This window comes from Shewanella colwelliana ATCC 39565 (genome assembly GCF_000518705.1).
Lineage (GTDB): Bacteria > Pseudomonadota > Gammaproteobacteria > Enterobacterales > Shewanellaceae > Shewanella > Shewanella colwelliana.
In genome coordinates, this window is sequence record NZ_JAEC01000004.1 from 204,519 (window position 1) to 223,681 (window position 19,163).

Here is a 19,163-nt window from a genome sequence, read left to right on the forward strand (position 1 = left end):
CAGAATAAGAATTGAAATTGAAGGTAGAATAAAGATGAAACAAAAGATCCTTTTTATCGATAGAGATGGCACCATCATCGAAGAGCCAATCACCGACAAGCAAGTTGATAGTTTGTCCAAGCTGGTATTTGAACCGCAAGTGATCCCCGCGCTACTTAAGCTTCAAGGTGCAGGCTATCGTCTAGTCATGGTCAGTAACCAAGATGGATTAGGCACCCCGTCGTTCCCTAAAGATGATTTTGACGCGCCGCAGAACATGATGATGCAGATATTATCCAGCCAAGGGGTAGTGTTCGATGACGTGCTGATCTGCCCACATTTTAATGATGAAAACTGTAGTTGTCGTAAGCCTAAACTGGGTTTAGTTAAATCATACCTTACCGAAGGCCGTGTCGACTTTACTGGCTCTGTTGTCATAGGCGATAGAGAAACTGACCTAGGCCTTGCTGACGCCATGGGAATTAAAGGGCTGCAATATAACCGTGAAAACCTTAATTGGGATGCCATTGCCGACGACCTCTTGGGCACTAATCGTGTTGCAACCGTTGTGCGCACCACAAAAGAAACCGACATCCGCGTCACGGTAGATTTAGATAGCCAACAGAAAAGTGACATCAATACAGGCATTGGCTTTTTTGACCACATGCTAGATCAAATCGCCACCCATGGCAGCTTCAAGCTGGATGTAAGCGTCGATGGAGACTTAGAGATTGACGATCACCACAGCGTCGAAGATACCGCCTTAGCCATTGGTGATGCACTAAGACAAGCCTTAGGTGACAAGCGCGGTATCGCTCGCTTTGGTTTCAGCATCCCTATGGATGAAGCCAGTGCCACTTGTCTGCTGGACTTATCAGGGCGGCCGTTCATCAAGTTTGATGGCCAATTTGAACGTGAGATGGTGGGCGAGATGGCCACCGAAATGGTGCCACATTTTTTCCGCTCATTTGCTGATGGTCTGCGCTGTACTCTGCATTTGTCCACCAACGGCGACAATGATCACCACAAAGTAGAAAGCTTATTTAAAGTGCTCGGTCGTACCCTACGCCAAGCGGTTAAGATTGAAGGCGATGCGCTGCCATCGAGCAAAGGTGTGCTATGACAACCGCTCAAGACACCACCGTCATAATCGACACTGATTGCGCCAACTTAAGTTCGGTGCGCTATGCATTTGAGCGAATCAAGGCCAATGTGACCGTCACCGATAATATTGACGCCATTAAAGCGGCCACTAGAGTAGTGCTACCTGGTGTTGGTACGGCAAGATCGGCCATGCTATCGCTCAATAATAAAGCGCTAATCGATACCATTACAGGCTTAACGCAGCCAGTACTAGGTGTTTGTTTGGGGATGCAATTGTTAACGACGCAGTCAACGGAACGAGGCAGCGATACTAACGATTGCCAATGTCTTGGCATTATAGACACTGCTATCGGCGAGCTCGATAGCCAAGGTTTGCCGTTGCCCCATATGGGTTGGAATCAAATCACTACAACGGCGCACCCACTTTTTAGTGGTATAGCGCCGGGGAGTTATGTGTATTTTGTGCATAGCTATCGTGCTCCGATCAGCCAATACACCATTGCTAGCAGTCAATATGGCGAGCCCTTTAGTGCGGCCATCGCCAAGGATAACTTTATGGGCGTGCAGTTCCACCCAGAGAAAAGTGCCGCCATTGGCGCTCAGATCCTGAAAAACTTTATGAAAATGACCAGTAACAGTCTAAATCTACAAAGATCGGAGGTTGCCCAATGATTATCCCCGCAATCGATCTTATCGACGGCCAAGTGGTTCGCCTCTATCAAGGGGACTACAACCAGCAAACCACCTTTGCCTTAAGCCCGCTATCACAGTTGCAATCTTATCAAGCACAAGGCGCCCAGTGGCTACATATCGTTGACCTTACAGGCGCCAAAGATCCCGACCTACGCCAAACAGCATTGATAGCTGAACTAGTGAACGGGCTTAAAGCCAATATTCAAGTGGGCGGCGGCATTCGCAGCGAAGCCCAAGTAGCGGAGCTGCTGGAGATTGGCGTCAAACGAGTGGTGATAGGCTCACTCGCGGTCAAAGAGCCGGCACTGGTGCAAAGTTGGTTTACCAAATATGGTAGCGACGCCATCTGTTTAGCACTCGATGTCAATATCAATGAAGAGGGCGAGAAAATCGTTGCCGTGTCAGGCTGGCAATCGGGTGGCGGTAAAACCTTAGAGTCCTTAGTGGAAGCCTTTACACCTTATGGCCTAAAACACGCACTGGTGACCGACATTAGTCGTGATGGCACCCTGAAAGGTAGTAACACCGAATTATACCAAGAGATCGCGCAGCTTTATCCCGATATTACATGGCAAGCGTCTGGTGGTATTGCTAATCTCGAGGACGTTGCCGCAGTAAGAGACAGTGGCGCCAACGGTATTATTATCGGCAAAGCCCTATTAATTGAAAACTTTAGTGTCGAGGAGGCTATCCAATGTTGGCCAAACGCATAGTCCCCTGCCTTGATGTCCGCGAAGGTAAAGTGGTTAAAGGCGTCCAGTTTCGTAACCATGAAATTGTCGGCGACATAGTCCCCCTGGCCGCACGTTACGCCGTTGAGGGCGCCGATGAACTGGTGTTTTATGACATTACCGCCAGCGCGCACGACCGTGTGGTTGATAAAAGTTGGGTGAGCCGGGTTGCCGAGCAGATTGATATCCCCTTCTGTGTTGCGGGCGGAATAAAAACGATTGCTCAAGCGCGAGAAAAACTTGCCTTTGGCGCCGATAAAATCTCGATTAACTCACCAGCCTTAAGCAATCCTAGTCTAATCGATCGCCTGCAGGATGAGTTTGGTCGCCAATGTATCGTTATTGGTATCGACTCCTTCTATGACGCTGACAGCAATAGCTACAAGGTTAAGCAGTTTACTGGTGATGAAGCCGCGACTAAAGATACCCAATGGTATACCCAAGACTGGGTTGAAGAGGTTCAAAAACGTGGCTGCGGAGAAATTGTACTGAACGTCATGAACCAAGATGGTGTGCGCCAAGGTTATGACATTAAACAACTATCAATGGTACGCGCCATCTGCGATGTTCCCCTTATCGCTTCTGGCGGTGCTGGCACCATGGAACATTTTAAGCGTGTGTTTACCGAGGCTAACGTTGATGCAGCCCTCGCCGCTAGCGTATTCCATAAGGGAATTATCGATATTCAGGCACTTAAACGTTACCTCATCAGCAACGCGATACCTATGCGCGTCTAACCCAATTGAAGGATAAACAATGAAAAACATCGAAGATTTTAGTCAACTTGATTGGGACAAACAGCAAGGCTTGCTGCCTGCGGTAATACAAAACCATTTAACGGGTAAGGTGCTGATGCTGGGTTATATGGATAAGGAAGCGTTAGTTAAAACCTTAACCACTAAGCACGTGACTTTTTTTAGCCGCAGCAAGCAACGCTTGTGGACCAAAGGTGAAACCTCTGGTAATACGCTAAATTTAGTGGCTATCGACACGGATTGCGATAATGATAGCTTATTGGTGCAGGTGATCCCAAATGGACCAACCTGTCACCTCGAGCGAGAAAGTTGCTGGCCAGACGGGGATGCACACCCATTTATCGACAACTTAGGCAAACTGATCGCTTCTCGTAAAGGTGATGACCCAGAATCTAGCTATACCGCCCATCTATTTGAGCGTGGCACTAAGCGTATCGCTCAAAAAGTAGGCGAAGAGGGGTTAGAAACCGCGTTAGCTGCTGCGACTCATGACAAAGCAGAGTTAATCGATGAGGCATCGGATCTCATCTACCACCTATTGGTATTGCTTGAAGACCAAGACCTAAGCCTTGCCGATGTTACCGACAATCTCGTTAAACGTCACAACAAGGTAAAATAAGTTTATTGCACAAACAAAAAAGCACCTCAATAAGCCACAGAGGTGCTTAACATTAACTCTATAAGCCTATTGGCGAATGAAGTTAACCGTTTCTTCTACGACCCCATCCCCATCTTCGTCAACACTCAGCACTAATACATTGTCTTCAACACTAACAAATAGTCCAAGTTCAGGATTTTCGGCAAAGTCTGTCAAGCCTGTATCACCGTTGCTATCAAAAGTTTGGGTCACCGTCATACGATTGGTCTCACTATCAATCGCATAAGTGCCCCACTCCATCCCAGACTCTTCACTTTGATCATCGAAGTCTACTTCAGCGTGCACATAAGTACCGTCGTTATAAAAAATGAACATCAACAGGTCATTCTCATCTGCATCCCCATCATTACGATCTCTAACGACCCAGGTACCAATAACACCATCATCAGGCAACGAATTAAATGAGATCGTACCATCAGATGTCCCATCTGCATCTTCATCGATGTCAAACACTAACTGACCATCGGCAACCTGTGCAAACAGCCTTGGCGCACCTTCCTCGGTAGTGAAATCAGTTAAGCCAGTATCACCATTCTCATCAAAGGTTTGAGTCGGTGATACTCGACCGGTCGCGCTATCACGTTCATAGGTTCCCCACTCCATTCCTGATATTTCATCGTCCGCTTCTTCTAGATCAACCTCTAAATGGATATAAGTTCCATCATCAAAGAAAACAAAGCTAAGCAACTCATTAACAGCATTACCACTGTTATCATCTAACTGATCCCATGCGCCAACAATACCGACCTGTACCTCATTGTCTCTCAGTTCACCAGAAAGATGTTCCAGTGCCGCATTTTCAGAAATTAGCGCGGTGACAGCTGTGTCCTGACCACCATTTTCAATGGTTGCTTGTACAGCCGATGACGCAGCAAAATCTGCTGTACTTAAACTGAAATCCACGGGCTCCGCAGCATCGATAGCCGTTTGAGTGATAGTAATACCATTGCTGGCATCACCATCTTTATCTAGGGTTTGCAGCAATCTCGCCATATTAACAACTGAAGAGTTGGTCACATCTTCTGTCGCGGCAATACTCAGCGGCGTCACCACACCAATCGCTACCGTTGGTGGGAACTCAAGCCCACCGATAAAAAACGTCACCGTCTCACCAGGGATATATTCATACTCGCCTTGCGCATTGGTAACTCCAGTTTGTGTTGCAGTGCGATAGCCAATGCCTATCACAGCACTATCGATAAAAACGCCTGAGCTAACAGCTGGACTAGGAGGAATTACTGGTGGCGGAGTGGTCGTTTCGTCATCATCACTGCCACCACACGCGACAAGTAAGGATGAAACAAGTAGAGCGATTAGCTTTTTATTCATGTCATTTCCTTTAACCATTTGATTTAAGCTAGCTTAGTTATTTAGAGATAATCCCTTATCAGGTTAGAAGATAAAACCACAAACAGCCAAGTTAAGACCTAAACATATTGCTGGATTTAAAGGTAAGGCCTAATCGCACTCTTAGTGCGATACTCAACACTAGATACTTTCACCACTATCAGCAAAACACGACAACATGGCTCTTAACACTCCCCCCCCAAGAGGTAATTTTTTTAACATAAATAGCCTCCATCCTTCGCTATAGAAAACACACTGTTTTATAGATGATTTTGGTGCGTAAACTACTGTAGCTAGGGCGCAGTTCTGCTACAATCTCGCGGTAATATCCCCTCTAACATTACATAAAAAAATATAACCCTATGAATCATTCAAACAAAGTTTTAGCCGTTAACGATGATCTACCAATTCGTACCGACAAACCTGTTCATTCAGGTAAAGTCCGCAGCGTATATTGGCTTACCGCCGAAGACAGTGCACGCCTAATCCAGCAAAAAGGTTACGATGCTCCCGCTGACACACCGCTGGCCATTATGGTGATCAGCGACCGTATCTCCGCTTTCGATTGCATCTGGCAAGGCGAAAATGGTCTAAACGGTGTGCCAGGTAAAGGCGCAGCACTCAATGCGATCTCTAACCACTGGTTTAAGCTATTCAAAGAGAAAGGCTTAGCCGATAGCCATATTCTAGATGTGCCGCACCCCTTTGTATGGATTGTACAAAAAGCCCAGCCAGTGATGGTTGAAGCCATTGCACGCCAATACATTACAGGATCCATGTGGCGCGCTTATAGCAAGGGCGAGCGTGATTTTTGCGGTATTACCCTTCCTGAAGGCCTTGAAAAAGATCAAAAGCTTGATGAAGTGCTTATCACACCATCAACCAAAGGTGTGCTCACTGGACTTGAAGGCGTACCAGAGGTTGATGACGTTAACGTATCTCGTGCCGATCTTGAACGTCACCTAGCAGGCTTTAACTTCCATCAGCCAAGCGATATCGACTTGTATGAGAAGTTACTCAAAGAAGGTTTTGCCGTGATCAGTGACGCTCTCGCCGCTGCCGATCAAATCTTTGTCGATACTAAGTTCGAGTTTGGCTACGTTAACGACGCCGACGGCAACGAAAAACTGATCTATATGGATGAAGTGGGGACGCCAGATTCATCACGTATTTGGGATGGTGAAGCGCGCCGCAACGGCAAGATTGTTGAGAAATCAAAAGAAGGTTTCAGACAGTGGTTACTTAATCACTTCCCTGATCCTGATATTCTGCTCAACAAAGAGCGCATGCCTGAGCGCTTTGCCTTAGCCAAGGATAACAAGCTCCCTCTAGAAGTCATGATGGATATCTCCAATACTTATGTTGGTATTGCCGAAACCATCATTGGTGAAAAATTAGTGTTGAGTGAAAACCCACGTCAGGAAGTGGTTGATATTCTACGTAATGAGTATCAACTGATTGTTGACTAGATATTAGCTTCTGGCTAAAAATAAAACCGCAGTCGCCATTTAGCCACTGCGGTTTTTTGTTATCACTACTAATTTGTACCAATCAATAAATTGATGGTTCGCCTGGCGGCCGTGTACGGAGCAACTTTAAAAACCACATATATTGCTCAGGGTATGCATTGATCACCTGCTCTACAGCACGATTAAGCGCTAAGGCCTCATTATCTTTGCCTTGCATTTGGGCAGGATCAATCGGCGCCATCACGGTCAGTAGATACCGACGCGTTTTTTGGTTGTAGCCAATTTTTACAGGCATAACCTGAGCATTGCCTGCGGCCGCTAAACGGCCAACCACAGGTAACGTTGCCTTGACCGTGCCTAAAAACGGGGCAAAAACGCTTTTCTCTGGACCTAAATCTTCATCCGGCAAATAGAAAAAGCTATTGTCATTTTTCAGCTCTGAAAGCAGCGCACGAATACCAGCCTCGCGCATATAGATATTACCGCCTTGAGAGCTACGCATACGATTATTAAACCAATCGAATAGCTTATTACGATGGGCTTTTGCCATGGCGACCATAGGCAACTCAGCATTTAAGCGTAATCCGGCATATTCTATTCCCCACACGTGAGGCATGATAAAGATAACGGGTTGGCCACCATCACGGGCACGCTGCACGTGTTCAAATCCCACTAACTCAACACGACGACGAAGATTTTTAGTTGAGCGGAGCAACAGTTCCGATTGCGCGAGTAAGATCATGACAAAGTTTTCGACATTATCATCGAGTAACTGTGTGATCTCAGCTTCACTCTTTTCTGGGAAGCAAGCCACTAAATTGGCTCGTGCGACGCGAAGCGGTTTCTTAGCAATCTGCTTCACCAGTTTCGCTAATGTGCGCGCAATGGGGTCCCTCAGCCAAGCAGGCATTAACCCAAAAATCACTAGCGCACCAATAGCAAGCCAAGTTGGCCAGTGTTTTGGGTGCAAGAGTTCAAATTTAAAGCGGCGATCGAAATATTTTGGTTTTCTAGACAAGTAATTAAACCTCAAACTTGCGAAGAGTCCGATAAGACTGGAGTTCAGAAAAACAGAAAAAGCCACTCGTAGAGTGGCCTTAACTTTTAATCAAGTGAAGTTATTTACCGGCGTTAGCCTCTTCAACTCGACTCTTCAGTTTCTGTCCTGGGCGGAAAGTCACCACACGACGAGCAGAAATTGGAATATCCTCGCCTGTTTTAGGGTTTCTTCCCGGTCTTTGATTTTTGTCCCTTAGGTCAAAGTTGCCAAAGCCAGATAACTTGACCTGCTCACCGTTTTCTAGCGCTGACCGAATTTCTTCGAAAAACGCTTCAACCATCTCTTTAGCTACTCGCTTGTTAATTCCAAGCGTTTCAAAAAGATGCTCTGCCATTTCGGCTTTGGTAAGTGCCATACTTTTAATCCCTCAACAATGCGTTGAACTCTGACTTAAGTTCAGAAACTACTGCATCAACCATCTCAGCAATCTCTTTCTCTTCAAGTGTACGAGTGTTGTCTTGTAGTGTAAGTGCTATCGCCAAGCTCTTTTTGCCCGGTTCAACACCTTTACCCTGGTATACATCGAACAAGTTTAAGCCAACCAACTGATTTTCGCCAACTTTTCTTATCAAATTTACAACATTTCCTGCGGAGACCTGCTCATCTACGACGATAGCGATGTCACGACGGTTTGCTGGAAACTTAGATACAGTCTGGGCTTGAGGCAAACTTGCATGTAATAAAGCGTCTAATTCAAGCTCAAAAACAAATGTTTTTCCGTTTAGTCCAAATGGCTTTTCTAAGCTAGGATGAACGGCACCAATGACGCCTATCACACGATCATTTCTTAGTATTTCAGCACATTGCCCCGGATGCAGAGCTGAATGCGATGCTTTTCTAAAAGTAAATTCTTCATCAGAAACTGTCAAGCCGATAATCGCTTCTAAGTCACCTTTAAGGTCGAAGAAGTCAACGGTTTTTGATTCCATTGACCAATGTTCGTCATTTTGGTTACCTGAAATTACCGCGCCTAGCATAGCCTGCTGGCGTACATTTGACTCGGCGGTTTCATCTGGTACAAAACGTAGACCCGTTTCAAATAAACGAACACGATTTTGTTGACGACTCTGGTTGTAGCCAACCGCAGTCAATAGTCCAGTAAAGGTCGATAAGCGCATTGCTGACATCTCTACAGAGATTGGATTTGGCAAAATCATTGCCGTTTCACCGGGGTGAACCAACTCTTGCAGCTTGGGGTCAACAAAACTATAAGTAACAGCTTCTTGGAACCCACGTGCTACCATCATAGCGCGTACACGTTTTAGGCTGATGTCTGATTCTTTATGATCAGGCATACTCAACGCCGCGATCGGGGCCGTATTGGGGATATTGTTATATCCGTATATACGTGCAACCTCTTCAATGAGATCTTCTTCAATCGCCATATCGAAACGGTAAGTAGCTGTCGTTACCTTCCAGCTATCTTCAGCAATAACAACATTAAAGCCTAAGCGCTCTAAGATCTCTGTTACATCGCCATCACCAATATGGTGGCCCAATACTCTGTCTAGCTTGCTACGGCGCAGCACAATGCTTACAGGCTGCGGTAGGTGCTCATCTGACTTAGACTCAACAACTGGACCAGCTTCACCACCACAAATATCCAGTACTAGGCGAGTCGCTCTATCCATCACTTTAGCTTGAAGCTCTGGATCGACACCACGCTCGAAACGGTGTGACGAATCAGTATGTAACCCTAAGCGACGTGACTTACCCATTATGGCAAGTGGCGCAAAGAACGCACATTCAAGCAGAATGTCTTGCGTATCCGTTGTCACACCTGATGCTTCACCACCAAATACACCTGCTAGTGCCAACGCTTTTTGCTGATCGGCAATCACTAAGGTATCGCTAGGCACTGTGATCTCGTTACCATCGAGTAGTGTTAATTTCTCTTCGCCATCGGCTAGACGAATCGTGACATCACCGTTAAGCGTATTAAGGTCAAACGCATGCATTGGCTGACCAAACTCAATCAATACATAGTTGGTGATATCAACAATAGGATCGATTGAACGAATACCACTGCGACGCAGCTTTTCTTGCATCCACAATGGCGATGGTGCTTTTACATCTACGTTTTTAACTACACGGCCTAAGTAACGTGGACAAGATGCTGGCGCTTGGTTGTCAATAACCACGGCATCATCGATGCTAGGTGTTACGGCTTGCCACTTTGGTTCCGTCACAGCTTGGCGATTAAGTACACCAACTTCCCTTGCTAAACCCGCCATACCTAAACAATCAGCGCGATTTGCGGTTAAATCCACATCAATGACGGCATCATTAAGGTCGAGGTATTCTCGCACATCGGTGCCAATTGGCGCATCAAGTGGTAACTCTATAATGCCATCGCTCTCTACATCGATCCCAAGTTCTGAATATGAACAAAGCATACCAAAAGAAGGCTGACCACGAAGCTTAGCCTTTTTGATTTTAAAGTCACCAGGCAATACAGCACCAACCATGGCGACCGCGACTTTAAGGCCTAAACGACAATTTGGTGCACCACAAACAATATCGATTAACTCATCGTCACCAACATTGATTTTTGTTACACGAAGCTTGTCTGCATCTGGGTGCTGACCGCACTCGACCACTTCGCCAATTATCACGCCAGTAAAGTCTGCAGCAACGGCATCAACACCGTCGACTTCTAGACCTGCCATCGTAATTTGGTGTGACAGCTCGTCACGGGTAACACTAGGATTGACCCACTCACGAAGCCAAGATTCACTAAATTTCATTTTTTACTCGCTCCGTTATTTGAATTGCTTAAGAAAACGTAGGTCGTTTTCAAAGAATGAACGTAGATCATTAACCCCATAACGCAGCATAGAGAGTCGCTCTACACCCATACCAAACGCAAAGCCCTGATACTGTTCTGGATCAATGCCAACGCTGCGCAGTACATTTGGATGTACCATGCCGCAACCCAATACTTCTAACCATTTACCATTTTTGCCCATCACATCAACTTCGGCCGAAGGCTCAGTGAATGGGAAATATGATGGACGGAAACGTACCTGTAAATCTTCTTCAAAGAAATTACGTAAGAAATCGTGCAAGATCCCTTTCAGTTCAGCAAAGTTAACATGCTCATCGACCAATAAGCCTTCCACCTGATGGAACATAGGCGTATGAGTTTGATCGTAGTCGTTACGATAAACACGGCCTGGAGAGATGATTCTCAGCGGCGGCTTCTCATTTTCCATGGTGCGGATCTGCACACCAGAAGTCTGCGTACGCAGCATTAACTTTGGATTAAAATAGAAGGTATCATGATCGGCACGCGCAGGATGGTGCTCAGAGATGTTAAGCGCATCAAAGTTATGGAAATCATCTTCGATTTCAGGCCCTTGCTTAACGCTAAAGCCAAGTTCACCAAAGAAGGTTTCGATACGTTCGATTGTACGCGTCACTGGGTGTAAACCACCATTGTCGATACGTCGACCAGGTAGCGTGACATCAATGCTTTCGGCTGAAAGTTTCTCTTCTAGCTCTTTCGCCTTTAAACCATCAATACGCTCAGAAAGCTTTTGTTGTACAGCTTGCTTGGCCTGATTAACGGCTTGACCGAAAGCGGGCTTCTCTTCAGCGCTAAGCTTACCCATCATCTTCATCATGTCGGTGATTTTACCCTTCTTGCCTAGGTAATCGACACGAAGGTCATCAAGGGCTTTCAGATCATCTGTCCCTTCGATAGCCTGCAAGGCCTGTTCTACGATTTCTGTTAACTGTGACATCATCTCTTCCAGTACGCCCAACCTTAAATAAGGCCAAGACTTTCTATATGCTAGCTATTTATCTTGCGAAAATAGAAAAAGAGACAAATTTTACGTGACCACAAGGCGTTTGACTAGGGCTTATTTGGTATTTATCTAACGAAAGATAAGGCAAAACATTCTTGAAGCGTTCAAAGTAACCATTATTGAATAAAAAGCACGCTAAAAATGTAATTTTGATTCGCGATGCCCTCAATGACGTTGTAAACTTCACCGGTACCTTAATTAACAATAACGATAAACAAACCGTACAAATAACCAACAACCGAACGCTTATCTTTAAATATCAGGTCAAGTTATTAAAACCTTTTCCGATAATTTATGTATATCCGTGTCGGCAACAGAGAATTGCTATGAAAGAAGTTAAATTTCGTTGGGTAGATCAATACCTTATTCACATGACCTTAAAGACCAAGTTTTCAATACTGGCCATTATCCCTATCATTACCTTAATGGGCCTATCTTATATTCTATATAGCCAGTTTACAGCCCAAGTCAGCCAAAGTTACCAAAATTCAAGTACCCAGCAAGCACAACAAATGGCACAGCTCATTGACATCAGCAGCCGCTACATACCAGAGAGTGAACAACAAGCTTATAGCAATGAACTCACCCGCCAGGGGTTAGCCACCGCCGAGCAAAGTCTCTCTGGCGCAGCCTCCCAAGCTGTAACTAAAGGCGGGGGTGCGGTTGTAAATAATAATACAGTGACGGCTTATAGCGGTGAGACGCAACAAGGTTTAGTGGCAAAGGTGAGCATAAATAACCTAAGTAACGTCCTCGATGAGTCACGAAATACAGTGATCCTTAGCTTGGTTATGTTAATTCTAGTGATCTTGATTAGCAGCTATTACATCTCGACATTTGTCGGTGGTGCACTTTATACCAATGTTATGGCACTCAAGCGTGCCGCAGATGGCGATCTCACCGGGCGACTAAACTTTTTTGAAGTTAACGATGAGTTCAGCATCTTGGCCATCAGTATCGACACTTTGGTTGAGCGCCAACACAACCTCGTTACCCAAATGACCCAAGCAAGCAGTCAAATTCGTAACGTTGTGCAGAGTTTTAGGCAAACGGCGCAAGAAGGCCAGAGCCTAGCAGCAGAGCAACGCCAACATCTTGATTCGCTAGCCACCGCTATGGAAGAAATGACCGCAGCGGTAAAAGAGGTTGCTCGTAACGCAGAACAGTCTTCGACAGAAACACAAGAAGCTAATCAGCAAGTTGAAGCAGGCTCTAAAGATATCGCCATAACCGTAGAAGCGATTGGTGCGCTTTCCAATGAGATCGGTGATGCATCAGAAGCAGTAAATACCCTCAATGACAATGCCGCCAAGATTGATGAAGTGGTGACCACCATTAATGCCATCTCTGAACAAACCAACCTGCTTGCCCTAAACGCTGCTATCGAAGCTGCCCGTGCTGGTGAGCAAGGACGTGGTTTTGCCGTTGTTGCCGATGAGGTTCGTACACTCGCGGGCCGAACCCAAGCAGCAACGGTTGAAATTAAGTCAATGATCGAAGCGCTACAAACTGGTTCCCAAGACCTCACACGCGTCATGAAGCGCACAGTGGACAAAGCAGAAGAAGGTAAGCAACACGTACTTGATACAGGCGAAGATCTGAAAGCAATCGCACACCACAGTGAAAAGGTGTATGAGATGAGTGTGCTCATCGCGACATCTGCAGAGGAACAATCTGCGGTTGCCAACGAGATTGCCACCAATCTTATGGAGATCCGCAATCAATCCCACGACGTCGAACAATCGGCTAACCAGTCGGTGTCAGGCTGTGATGAATTGCACGCAACAGCTGAACAACTTGACCATTTACTCGTTGGTCTAAAAGTTTAACCCCCTTAATAACTGGCAGTAGACCTATTGGGTCGCTGCCAGTTCATTGTGTTTCCCTATTTTCAGTTAGCGATTTTTACTTTAATCTTAGAGATTAACAGGTAATTGATGGAATAAACGGATGCGCGCCACTGAGAATAAAAACAAGGGAGATAGTCAAGCGCCGCTATGGCGAGATAGCCTAACGTTTAAGTTCACCGTAGTGCAATTTGTGGTTGCCGCACTGATCATTGCTTCAAGTATCTGGCTAATTTTCTCTACCGAACAAAAGCACCATATGGATACTCAGCTTTCGCTGAGCCAAAACCATGGCTTATCCGTTATCGCACAGTTACAGCAGATCACCTCAAAAATAGAAGCCTTAGCCGTTTCGATTGGAATTGTTGGTGCAACCTATCGTGATCAAGAATCGCTCATCGAACAGATAGTTCCACCGCTGTTGGCTATAGAAGAGAATGAACAACTCATCATTAGTGGTGGTTTATGGCCTGAGCCTTGGGCATTTAGCGAAAACAAACAACGTAATAGCTATTTTTGGGCAAGAGAAAAGAACCTCGACTTCCAATTTGAGGGGGGCTATAACACCGAAGTAAACACCAGTTACCATAATGAATTCTGGTATAAACCCGCTAAATATCTACAGAATGGTCACACACACTGGTCGAAAAGCTATATTGACCCCCATACTAATGCTGTGATGATCACGGCATCAGTTCCCATGCGGGTGGAACACAACTTTATTGGCGTTGCTACGGTTGATGTCTCACTCAATGCCTTAAATGAGCGCTTGCGTTTTTCCGATAAAAACCCACTTTCAAAAGGCTATCTGTTTGTCTTAGACAGTTTCAATAACTTGTTATCTGACCCCTTTTACGAAGCCGAGGAAACACCACTGGGCGACACGCTGTTAGGCAAACCACTTGAAACACTCATTGAACAATATCCCGCTTTATCTGCGATAGATTCAAGTATAAAGAGCATTGATAGCCAGTTTGCTAAACAGGTACTGGCCACATCCGTCTATCAAGATACACAACTTGACGATCTGCTTAATAATACCGCCCAGTCCGAAAAGCAACGTCTATCAGTGCTGCTCAATGCTTCTGTACAGCATCTTGAGCTTAAACAGGATCCCGTGATCATATCACTCGAGTCAGGGCCCATTTTTAATGAGCCTGTCTTAATATCAATATTCCAAATGCCACAGACATACTGGAAAATAGTATTAGTGACTCCACTATCGAGCTTGTCGCAACAGGCGAATGCAATTGCAATCAAAATTGGCGCGTTTTTGCTACTGGCGCAGCTCATCGCACTATTTGTACTGTTTATATTTCAACATAAACTATTTATTCGGCCGATATTTCAAATTGTCTCTGCACTACAGAGTGGTAATTTAGGTCGACTGGAGCTCGATGCCAACCGCCGAAATGATGAAGTTGGCCAACTTGCCAAAGCCTTTATTGCCCGCAGCAACCAATTAGAGATAGCCTATGCAAGCCTTGATGCGGGAAATCTGGCACTTGAGCAGCAACTGGCCATGCAAATACATGCTCAACAAGAGCTTGAGGCAAAGAAGGAGTTAATAAATTCGCTGTTAAATGCATCACAAAACCTAATCTGCATTAAAGACATTAATGGGCATTACACCCTAATTAATGACAAGTTTTGTGAAGTATTGGGCATAGAACGACAACAGATATTAAATCGATTAGATAGCGACATCTATCCTAAGCATATCGCTGCTATCATTGCAGCTCACGACCAACTCATCATCGAATCAGATAAAGCACAAAGCTTTGAGCAACCCATACCAACGGTACAAGGGGAACGCACCTATCTCATCACTAAATACCCGATAAAAGATAGTGATGATAATCTTATAGCCTTGGGTGCAATGGCTGTTGATATTAGTAGCTTAAAAGAGAAATATGAAGAGCAGCGACAAACTTCAGCTCGCCTAAGTATAACTATTGATGCACTAAGAAAATCATTGACGCTTGCAGAAGCAAAGAGCACTGCGTTAAGAGAGCAGTTAACCCTTGGGGCAGATGCTAGCCAGAAAAAGGGGCAATTGGCCCGCATAGAATCAGAGCAGTTACATATATTGCCACAGGTAGTTGAACAGCTTTTCAAACATCAGCTGGTAAACCTTGAGCAACTATTTTTATCATTTCATCAGCAATCATCGATACAAGCCCCTTCTGCAAATCGTTTGCTAGTGATAGACCGACTGACTCAGCAAATCGACATAATCCGTCATACGCTCGCCCTGCTCAGTCGAAGTAATGGCACAGTTAAATCAATAAACTTAGCGATGTTTATTCAAGATGTCACGAGCGTTCTCCATCCACAACTAGCAGCTAAGAATGTTGATATTGAGGTCAACTGTGCCACAGCCGTTACAATCAATATGGCGGCATGGGACCTGTTTACCATCAGCTATCAAATACTCTCAAACACCCTAATTGACGGGTTTGGCCAAACATATGAACGTGATACCGCTGCGAGTATTACTATCGATATTAGCGCGAAGAAAGACTATGTTATCCTGCGCTTTCACGATAACGGATCGGGACTGAGCAGCGACATGCTTGCGAGAATACAGCAACAGCTTAAGCAGCAACGCCATGATGGCACGCTTAATAAACTCAACCTATGGCTTAGCGAACGCTATGAGGGTGAAATAAAGATTAACTCTGTCCTCGGCCGATACACAGAGATAACCGTCAGTTTTAACCCTAATTTACCTTAGAGGCTAACAGCCTTAAAGAGAAACCTTGGTCTCGCAGCATTCTTACAATGGTAAAGTGGTAATCGTTTATATGCTATAAGAACAGAAAAGAGGCTTGCGCCTCTTTCTTGTTATTACTTTATAGCGATACATCGACCATATAATGACCCTGAAGCCAATTACGCCCAATGAGCAATTTGTGCGTCATCTTGCTTCTATCACGTAAATTCACTTTAACCTTATACTCTTTACCTAGCTCTCCCACTTGTAACTCCACCATGTAACGTATCTCGCTACCTTGAGCATTACGTATTAACGATGTTTCCACAATACGAGCATGAACACGATGCTGCTTGCCCTGTTCATTTTCGGTAGTAAAAAATAGCATTTTTCCGACATTTTTCTCCATGTCATCAACGCCATTCTCAACCTTTAGATCTACAGCATGTAGTGAGTTCTCAACCGCACCAGTATCAATACGTGTGTTAAATAGCAATCCAGTTTCAACAATACTAATGGGGGCGACAGGACCAATCAATTGTTTATCAGCCACGTCAACAATATATTTGCCCTTAAGCCAATTCCGCCCAATTAAGAGTTTGTAATCCATGTGGCTACGGTCTCGTAGGTTAACTTTGACCTTGCGTTCGTCCCCTTTCTTACCAATCTTAAGTGACACCATGTAACGCGTTTCAGTGCCTTGAGAATTGCTCACCGTCGACGTTTTAACAATTGTTGCACTTAAGCGCTTTGACTCGCCCGTACGATTTTCGGTGGTAAACCAAATGGTTTTTCCCACATTGTCCTTCATATTTTTAGCGCTACCACCTTCGACTTCTAAATCAAAAGCATGTATTGAAGTATTGCCCGCGCCGGTATCAATGCGCGCTTCATAAGTTAAACCAACCTCACTCACACTCATTTGCGCCGTTTGGCCGATGATCGCTTTTTCACCAGCAAATGTTGGTGCGGCAATCATTAGTGCACTCAAAATTAATATTCTTAGCATTTACAACCTCAAATTATCTACTAAAAAGCCGACCTAAAGTCGGCTTTATCCATTCACTTAACGTTTATGCGTCATGATGAAGTATCCAATCCTGTGCGTTTTCCACTTCCATACGACTAAAAACTTTAACCGGACATGGCACCATATAAGCCAGTACGCTTGCCGTATTCGCAACCAAATCATTATCAGTGATGATGGCAACTCTTGAAAAATCAGTCAAATGAAAAAAGCCTAATTTGGCGTCATCCCACAGCGTTTCAACAGAAACGCCCTCAAAACCTTCACTAAATTCATACCATAATTTAATTGTTGCGTGGTCCATTAACTTAGCCTCAATTGCTGGAAGCAAATGCTGCTCGTAGTCTTCACTAGTTAACACACCTAACGCCTTAATAGCGACAACATCGTGGTGAAACCCATCTAACAGCTGTATCATGATGAACTCCGTTTTTAATCAGAATGCTAATGAACAAAGTGAAAAACAAACAGGCTAAACAGAAAGCTGGTGCAGGCACAGTGCATCATATGTTCCAAACGATTAATCCCATCTTTTAAATATCGATAGTGGCGAACAAACTGAACACCGAGCCAGACGAGTATAAACGGCACAAATGGCAGCGAAATCACTAAGGGAATAAAGCCCCAGCCCATTTCAAATGCATTAGCAGTGAACAGCTGAAACACTGCCCAAAAAATTAGCAAAATGAGGTAAACAATATAATGCTGTTTATAGAGAGATTTAGATAACATCTGAACAACGACCCTAATGCGATTTACTCTATTACATTAGGTACAATTAACCGCTTTAACAAGTACTCAGTTGTAAACAGCTGTTGCACGGTGATAAATCACTCACTTGCTTGCATCTTCGCAATCTCTTGGTCAAACAAATTCTTTATCAATCCGGAAAACTCGGTAATAAAAAGAGTTTGCTCTGGTGTTGCGTTTTGCTTAGCAACGTTGGCGAGGATCTCTTCTAAATCGTAGACGATGGCATCGACTTCTCGAATGACCATATTTCGCTGCGCAAAACTGAGTGAGGGGTTTTGCCCGCAAACCATAATGATCTGGGCGGCAAGTTGCTCTTCAAAAAGTTCCATAACGGTTTCATCACCAATAGAGGTATGCTCTGGGGCTTCGAATAAGCCTAAGTGCTCAGTGAGATACTGTATTAAGTGAATATAACCGTCTTTATCAGTAACCATTATTTACCTTAGCATCTTAAATTATACTGAGCATGGCCTAAGCCATGCTGAATATCCAGTGACTGTTGATATTATGGTACAAAACAAAGCCAGAGTCTTGTTGATAGCGCACGTTTTTATTATCGCTTAAGCGTTAACACGAATGAGACAGGTACAGCTTGGCTGATTGTCGTTAAGCCAGCTATTTCCCTGAGTTTTTCAACCCCTTCTGTTAAGCCAAAATCAGCAGCATTGATCAATAGCGGCACATCACTCACCACAAACAGTTTATCTGTTGCCAATTTGGCAACCTTAACATGCACGGCCATTGTCTTTGATTGACCATGGAGTGCTATTTCAGTCTGCAGCGACATAGGCATAACACTGCCAACGGCTAACGACTCAACGGCCGCATCATCTAACTCAGCCTTGAGCGTTAAGTTTGGGTATTGAGCGGTTTCAAAAAGGATCTCCTTCATTCGGATATCTCTTATTTCAACATTGGTCCACACGCTCGTTAGTGGAATCGATAAGGTAAAAGCACCTGACTTTAACTGACCTTCCAGTTGATTAAAACGGTGGACTTCCGCAACATCACCCTTTTTAATCGAGATAAAACTCACTTTCGAGTCTTCATTAACCACCTGCCAGTTCATCGCGAAAGAAAAACAACTTATCGCACTAAGGGAAATACCCAGTAACATTCTTCTCATTGTTATACGCTCCATTGCTTAATGAATCCTTGCTTACACTATCGACACAAGCATAAAGACAACCACTAGGTTGTCTTTATGATCAA

Annotated in this window: 18 protein-coding genes; 8 read left to right on the forward strand and 10 right to left on the reverse strand. The window is 44.7% G+C overall.

Going from position 1 to position 19,163, the window contains the following annotated elements; all coding sequences use genetic code 11:
* Positions 1 to 34 precede the first annotated feature (34 nt).
* From hisB to hisIE, 5 genes are read left to right on the forward strand one after another with little or no spacing between them, the layout of a single operon-like run.
* Positions 35 to 1,102 carry a bifunctional histidinol-phosphatase/imidazoleglycerol-phosphate dehydratase HisB gene (gene hisB / locus L876_RS0100920; RefSeq protein ID WP_028762056.1) on the forward strand — a complete coding sequence of 356 codons (1,068 nt, stop codon included), beginning with the start codon at positions 35 to 37 and terminating at the stop codon, positions 1,100 to 1,102.
* Complete coding sequence (hisH, locus tag L876_RS0100925) at positions 1,099 to 1,755, forward strand: imidazole glycerol phosphate synthase subunit HisH (RefSeq protein WP_028762057.1); 657 nt, start codon at positions 1,099 to 1,101, stop codon at positions 1,753 to 1,755. Before hisB ends, hisH begins: the two co-directional genes overlap by 4 nt.
* Positions 1,752 to 2,489, forward strand: coding sequence for a 1-(5-phosphoribosyl)-5-[(5-phosphoribosylamino)methylideneamino]imidazole-4-carboxamide isomerase (gene hisA / locus L876_RS0100930; protein ID WP_028762058.1), 738 nt, complete (start codon positions 1,752 to 1,754; stop codon positions 2,487 to 2,489). The genes hisH and hisA overlap by 4 nt, the downstream gene beginning before the upstream one ends.
* Entirely contained in the window at positions 2,471 to 3,244 is a 774-nt protein-coding gene (gene hisF, locus L876_RS0100935) for an imidazole glycerol phosphate synthase subunit HisF (RefSeq protein ID WP_028762059.1), read from the forward strand. Before hisA ends, hisF begins: the two co-directional genes overlap by 19 nt.
* A gap of 19 nt (positions 3,245 to 3,263) precedes the next feature.
* A complete protein-coding gene (gene hisIE, locus L876_RS0100940) occupies positions 3,264 to 3,881 on the forward strand; it encodes a bifunctional phosphoribosyl-AMP cyclohydrolase/phosphoribosyl-ATP diphosphatase HisIE (protein WP_028762060.1) in 618 nt (205 codons plus the stop codon).
* A gap of 66 nt (positions 3,882 to 3,947) precedes the next feature.
* Here the strand turns inward: hisIE and L876_RS0100945 are convergent, their stop codons facing one another.
* Entirely contained in the window at positions 3,948 to 5,249 is a 1,302-nt protein-coding gene (locus tag L876_RS0100945) for a hypothetical protein (RefSeq protein WP_028762061.1), read from the reverse strand.
* A gap of 380 nt (positions 5,250 to 5,629) precedes the next feature.
* Here L876_RS0100945 and L876_RS0100950 point away from each other — a divergent pair, with 380 nt between their 5' ends.
* On the forward strand, positions 5,630 to 6,736 hold the full coding sequence (locus L876_RS0100950; RefSeq protein ID WP_028762062.1) for a phosphoribosylaminoimidazolesuccinocarboxamide synthase: 1,107 nt from the start codon (positions 5,630 to 5,632) through the stop codon (positions 6,734 to 6,736).
* An 82-nt stretch (positions 6,737 to 6,818) separates the two neighbouring features.
* On the opposite strand, the gene lpxM is transcribed toward L876_RS0100950, so the two are convergent.
* From lpxM to pheS, 4 genes are all read right to left on the reverse strand, one after another.
* Positions 6,819 to 7,754, reverse strand: coding sequence for a lauroyl-Kdo(2)-lipid IV(A) myristoyltransferase (gene lpxM, locus L876_RS0100955; RefSeq protein ID WP_028762063.1), 936 nt, complete (start codon positions 7,752 to 7,754; stop codon positions 6,819 to 6,821).
* A gap of 100 nt (positions 7,755 to 7,854) precedes the next feature.
* The gene (gene ihfA, locus L876_RS0100960; RefSeq protein WP_028762064.1) at positions 7,855 to 8,151 is read right to left on the reverse strand and encodes an integration host factor subunit alpha; all 297 of its coding nucleotides are present in this window, start codon (positions 8,149 to 8,151) and stop codon (positions 7,855 to 7,857) included.
* 4 nt (positions 8,152 to 8,155) lie between these two features.
* Positions 8,156 to 10,543, reverse strand: coding sequence for a phenylalanine--tRNA ligase subunit beta (pheT, locus tag L876_RS0100965; protein ID WP_028762065.1), 2,388 nt, complete (start codon positions 10,541 to 10,543; stop codon positions 8,156 to 8,158).
* 15 nt (positions 10,544 to 10,558) lie between these two features.
* On the reverse strand, positions 10,559 to 11,542 hold the full coding sequence (pheS, locus tag L876_RS0100970; RefSeq protein WP_028762066.1) for a phenylalanine--tRNA ligase subunit alpha: 984 nt from the start codon (positions 11,540 to 11,542) through the stop codon (positions 10,559 to 10,561).
* Positions 11,543 to 11,934: 392 nt separating this feature from the next.
* Between pheS and L876_RS0100975 the strand changes: the two genes are divergently transcribed.
* Both L876_RS0100975 and L876_RS0100980 read left to right on the forward strand, forming a co-directional pair.
* Positions 11,935 to 13,437 (forward strand): methyl-accepting chemotaxis protein, encoded by a 1,503-nt coding sequence (locus L876_RS0100975; protein WP_028762067.1) that lies wholly within the window; start codon positions 11,935 to 11,937, stop codon positions 13,435 to 13,437.
* A gap of 121 nt (positions 13,438 to 13,558) precedes the next feature.
* Entirely contained in the window at positions 13,559 to 16,192 is a 2,634-nt protein-coding gene (locus L876_RS0100980; RefSeq protein ID WP_028762068.1) for a PDC sensor domain-containing protein, read from the forward strand.
* Between the two features lie 118 nt (positions 16,193 to 16,310).
* Here L876_RS0100980 and L876_RS0100985 read toward each other — a convergent pair whose 3' ends face one another.
* From L876_RS0100985 to L876_RS0101005, 5 genes are all read right to left on the reverse strand, one after another.
* Positions 16,311 to 17,180 carry a putative ATP-dependent zinc protease gene (locus tag L876_RS0100985; protein ID WP_028762069.1) on the reverse strand — a complete coding sequence of 290 codons (870 nt, stop codon included), beginning with the start codon at positions 17,178 to 17,180 and terminating at the stop codon, positions 16,311 to 16,313.
* Between the two features lie 64 nt (positions 17,181 to 17,244).
* Positions 17,245 to 17,616, reverse strand: a complete 372-nt coding sequence (locus L876_RS0100990; protein WP_028762070.1) for a SpoIIAA family protein — start codon at positions 17,614 to 17,616, stop codon at positions 17,245 to 17,247.
* A gap of 26 nt (positions 17,617 to 17,642) precedes the next feature.
* The gene (locus L876_RS0100995) at positions 17,643 to 17,930 is read right to left on the reverse strand and encodes a hypothetical protein (protein ID WP_028762071.1); all 288 of its coding nucleotides are present in this window, start codon (positions 17,928 to 17,930) and stop codon (positions 17,643 to 17,645) included.
* A gap of 98 nt (positions 17,931 to 18,028) precedes the next feature.
* Positions 18,029 to 18,385: a DUF3802 family protein gene (locus L876_RS0101000; RefSeq protein ID WP_028762072.1), complete on the reverse strand. Its 357-nt coding sequence runs from the start codon at positions 18,383 to 18,385 to the stop codon at positions 18,029 to 18,031.
* A 119-nt stretch (positions 18,386 to 18,504) separates the two neighbouring features.
* Complete coding sequence (locus tag L876_RS0101005) at positions 18,505 to 19,077, reverse strand: YceI family protein (protein WP_028762073.1); 573 nt, start codon at positions 19,075 to 19,077, stop codon at positions 18,505 to 18,507.
* Positions 19,078 to 19,163: the final 86 nt, after the last annotated feature.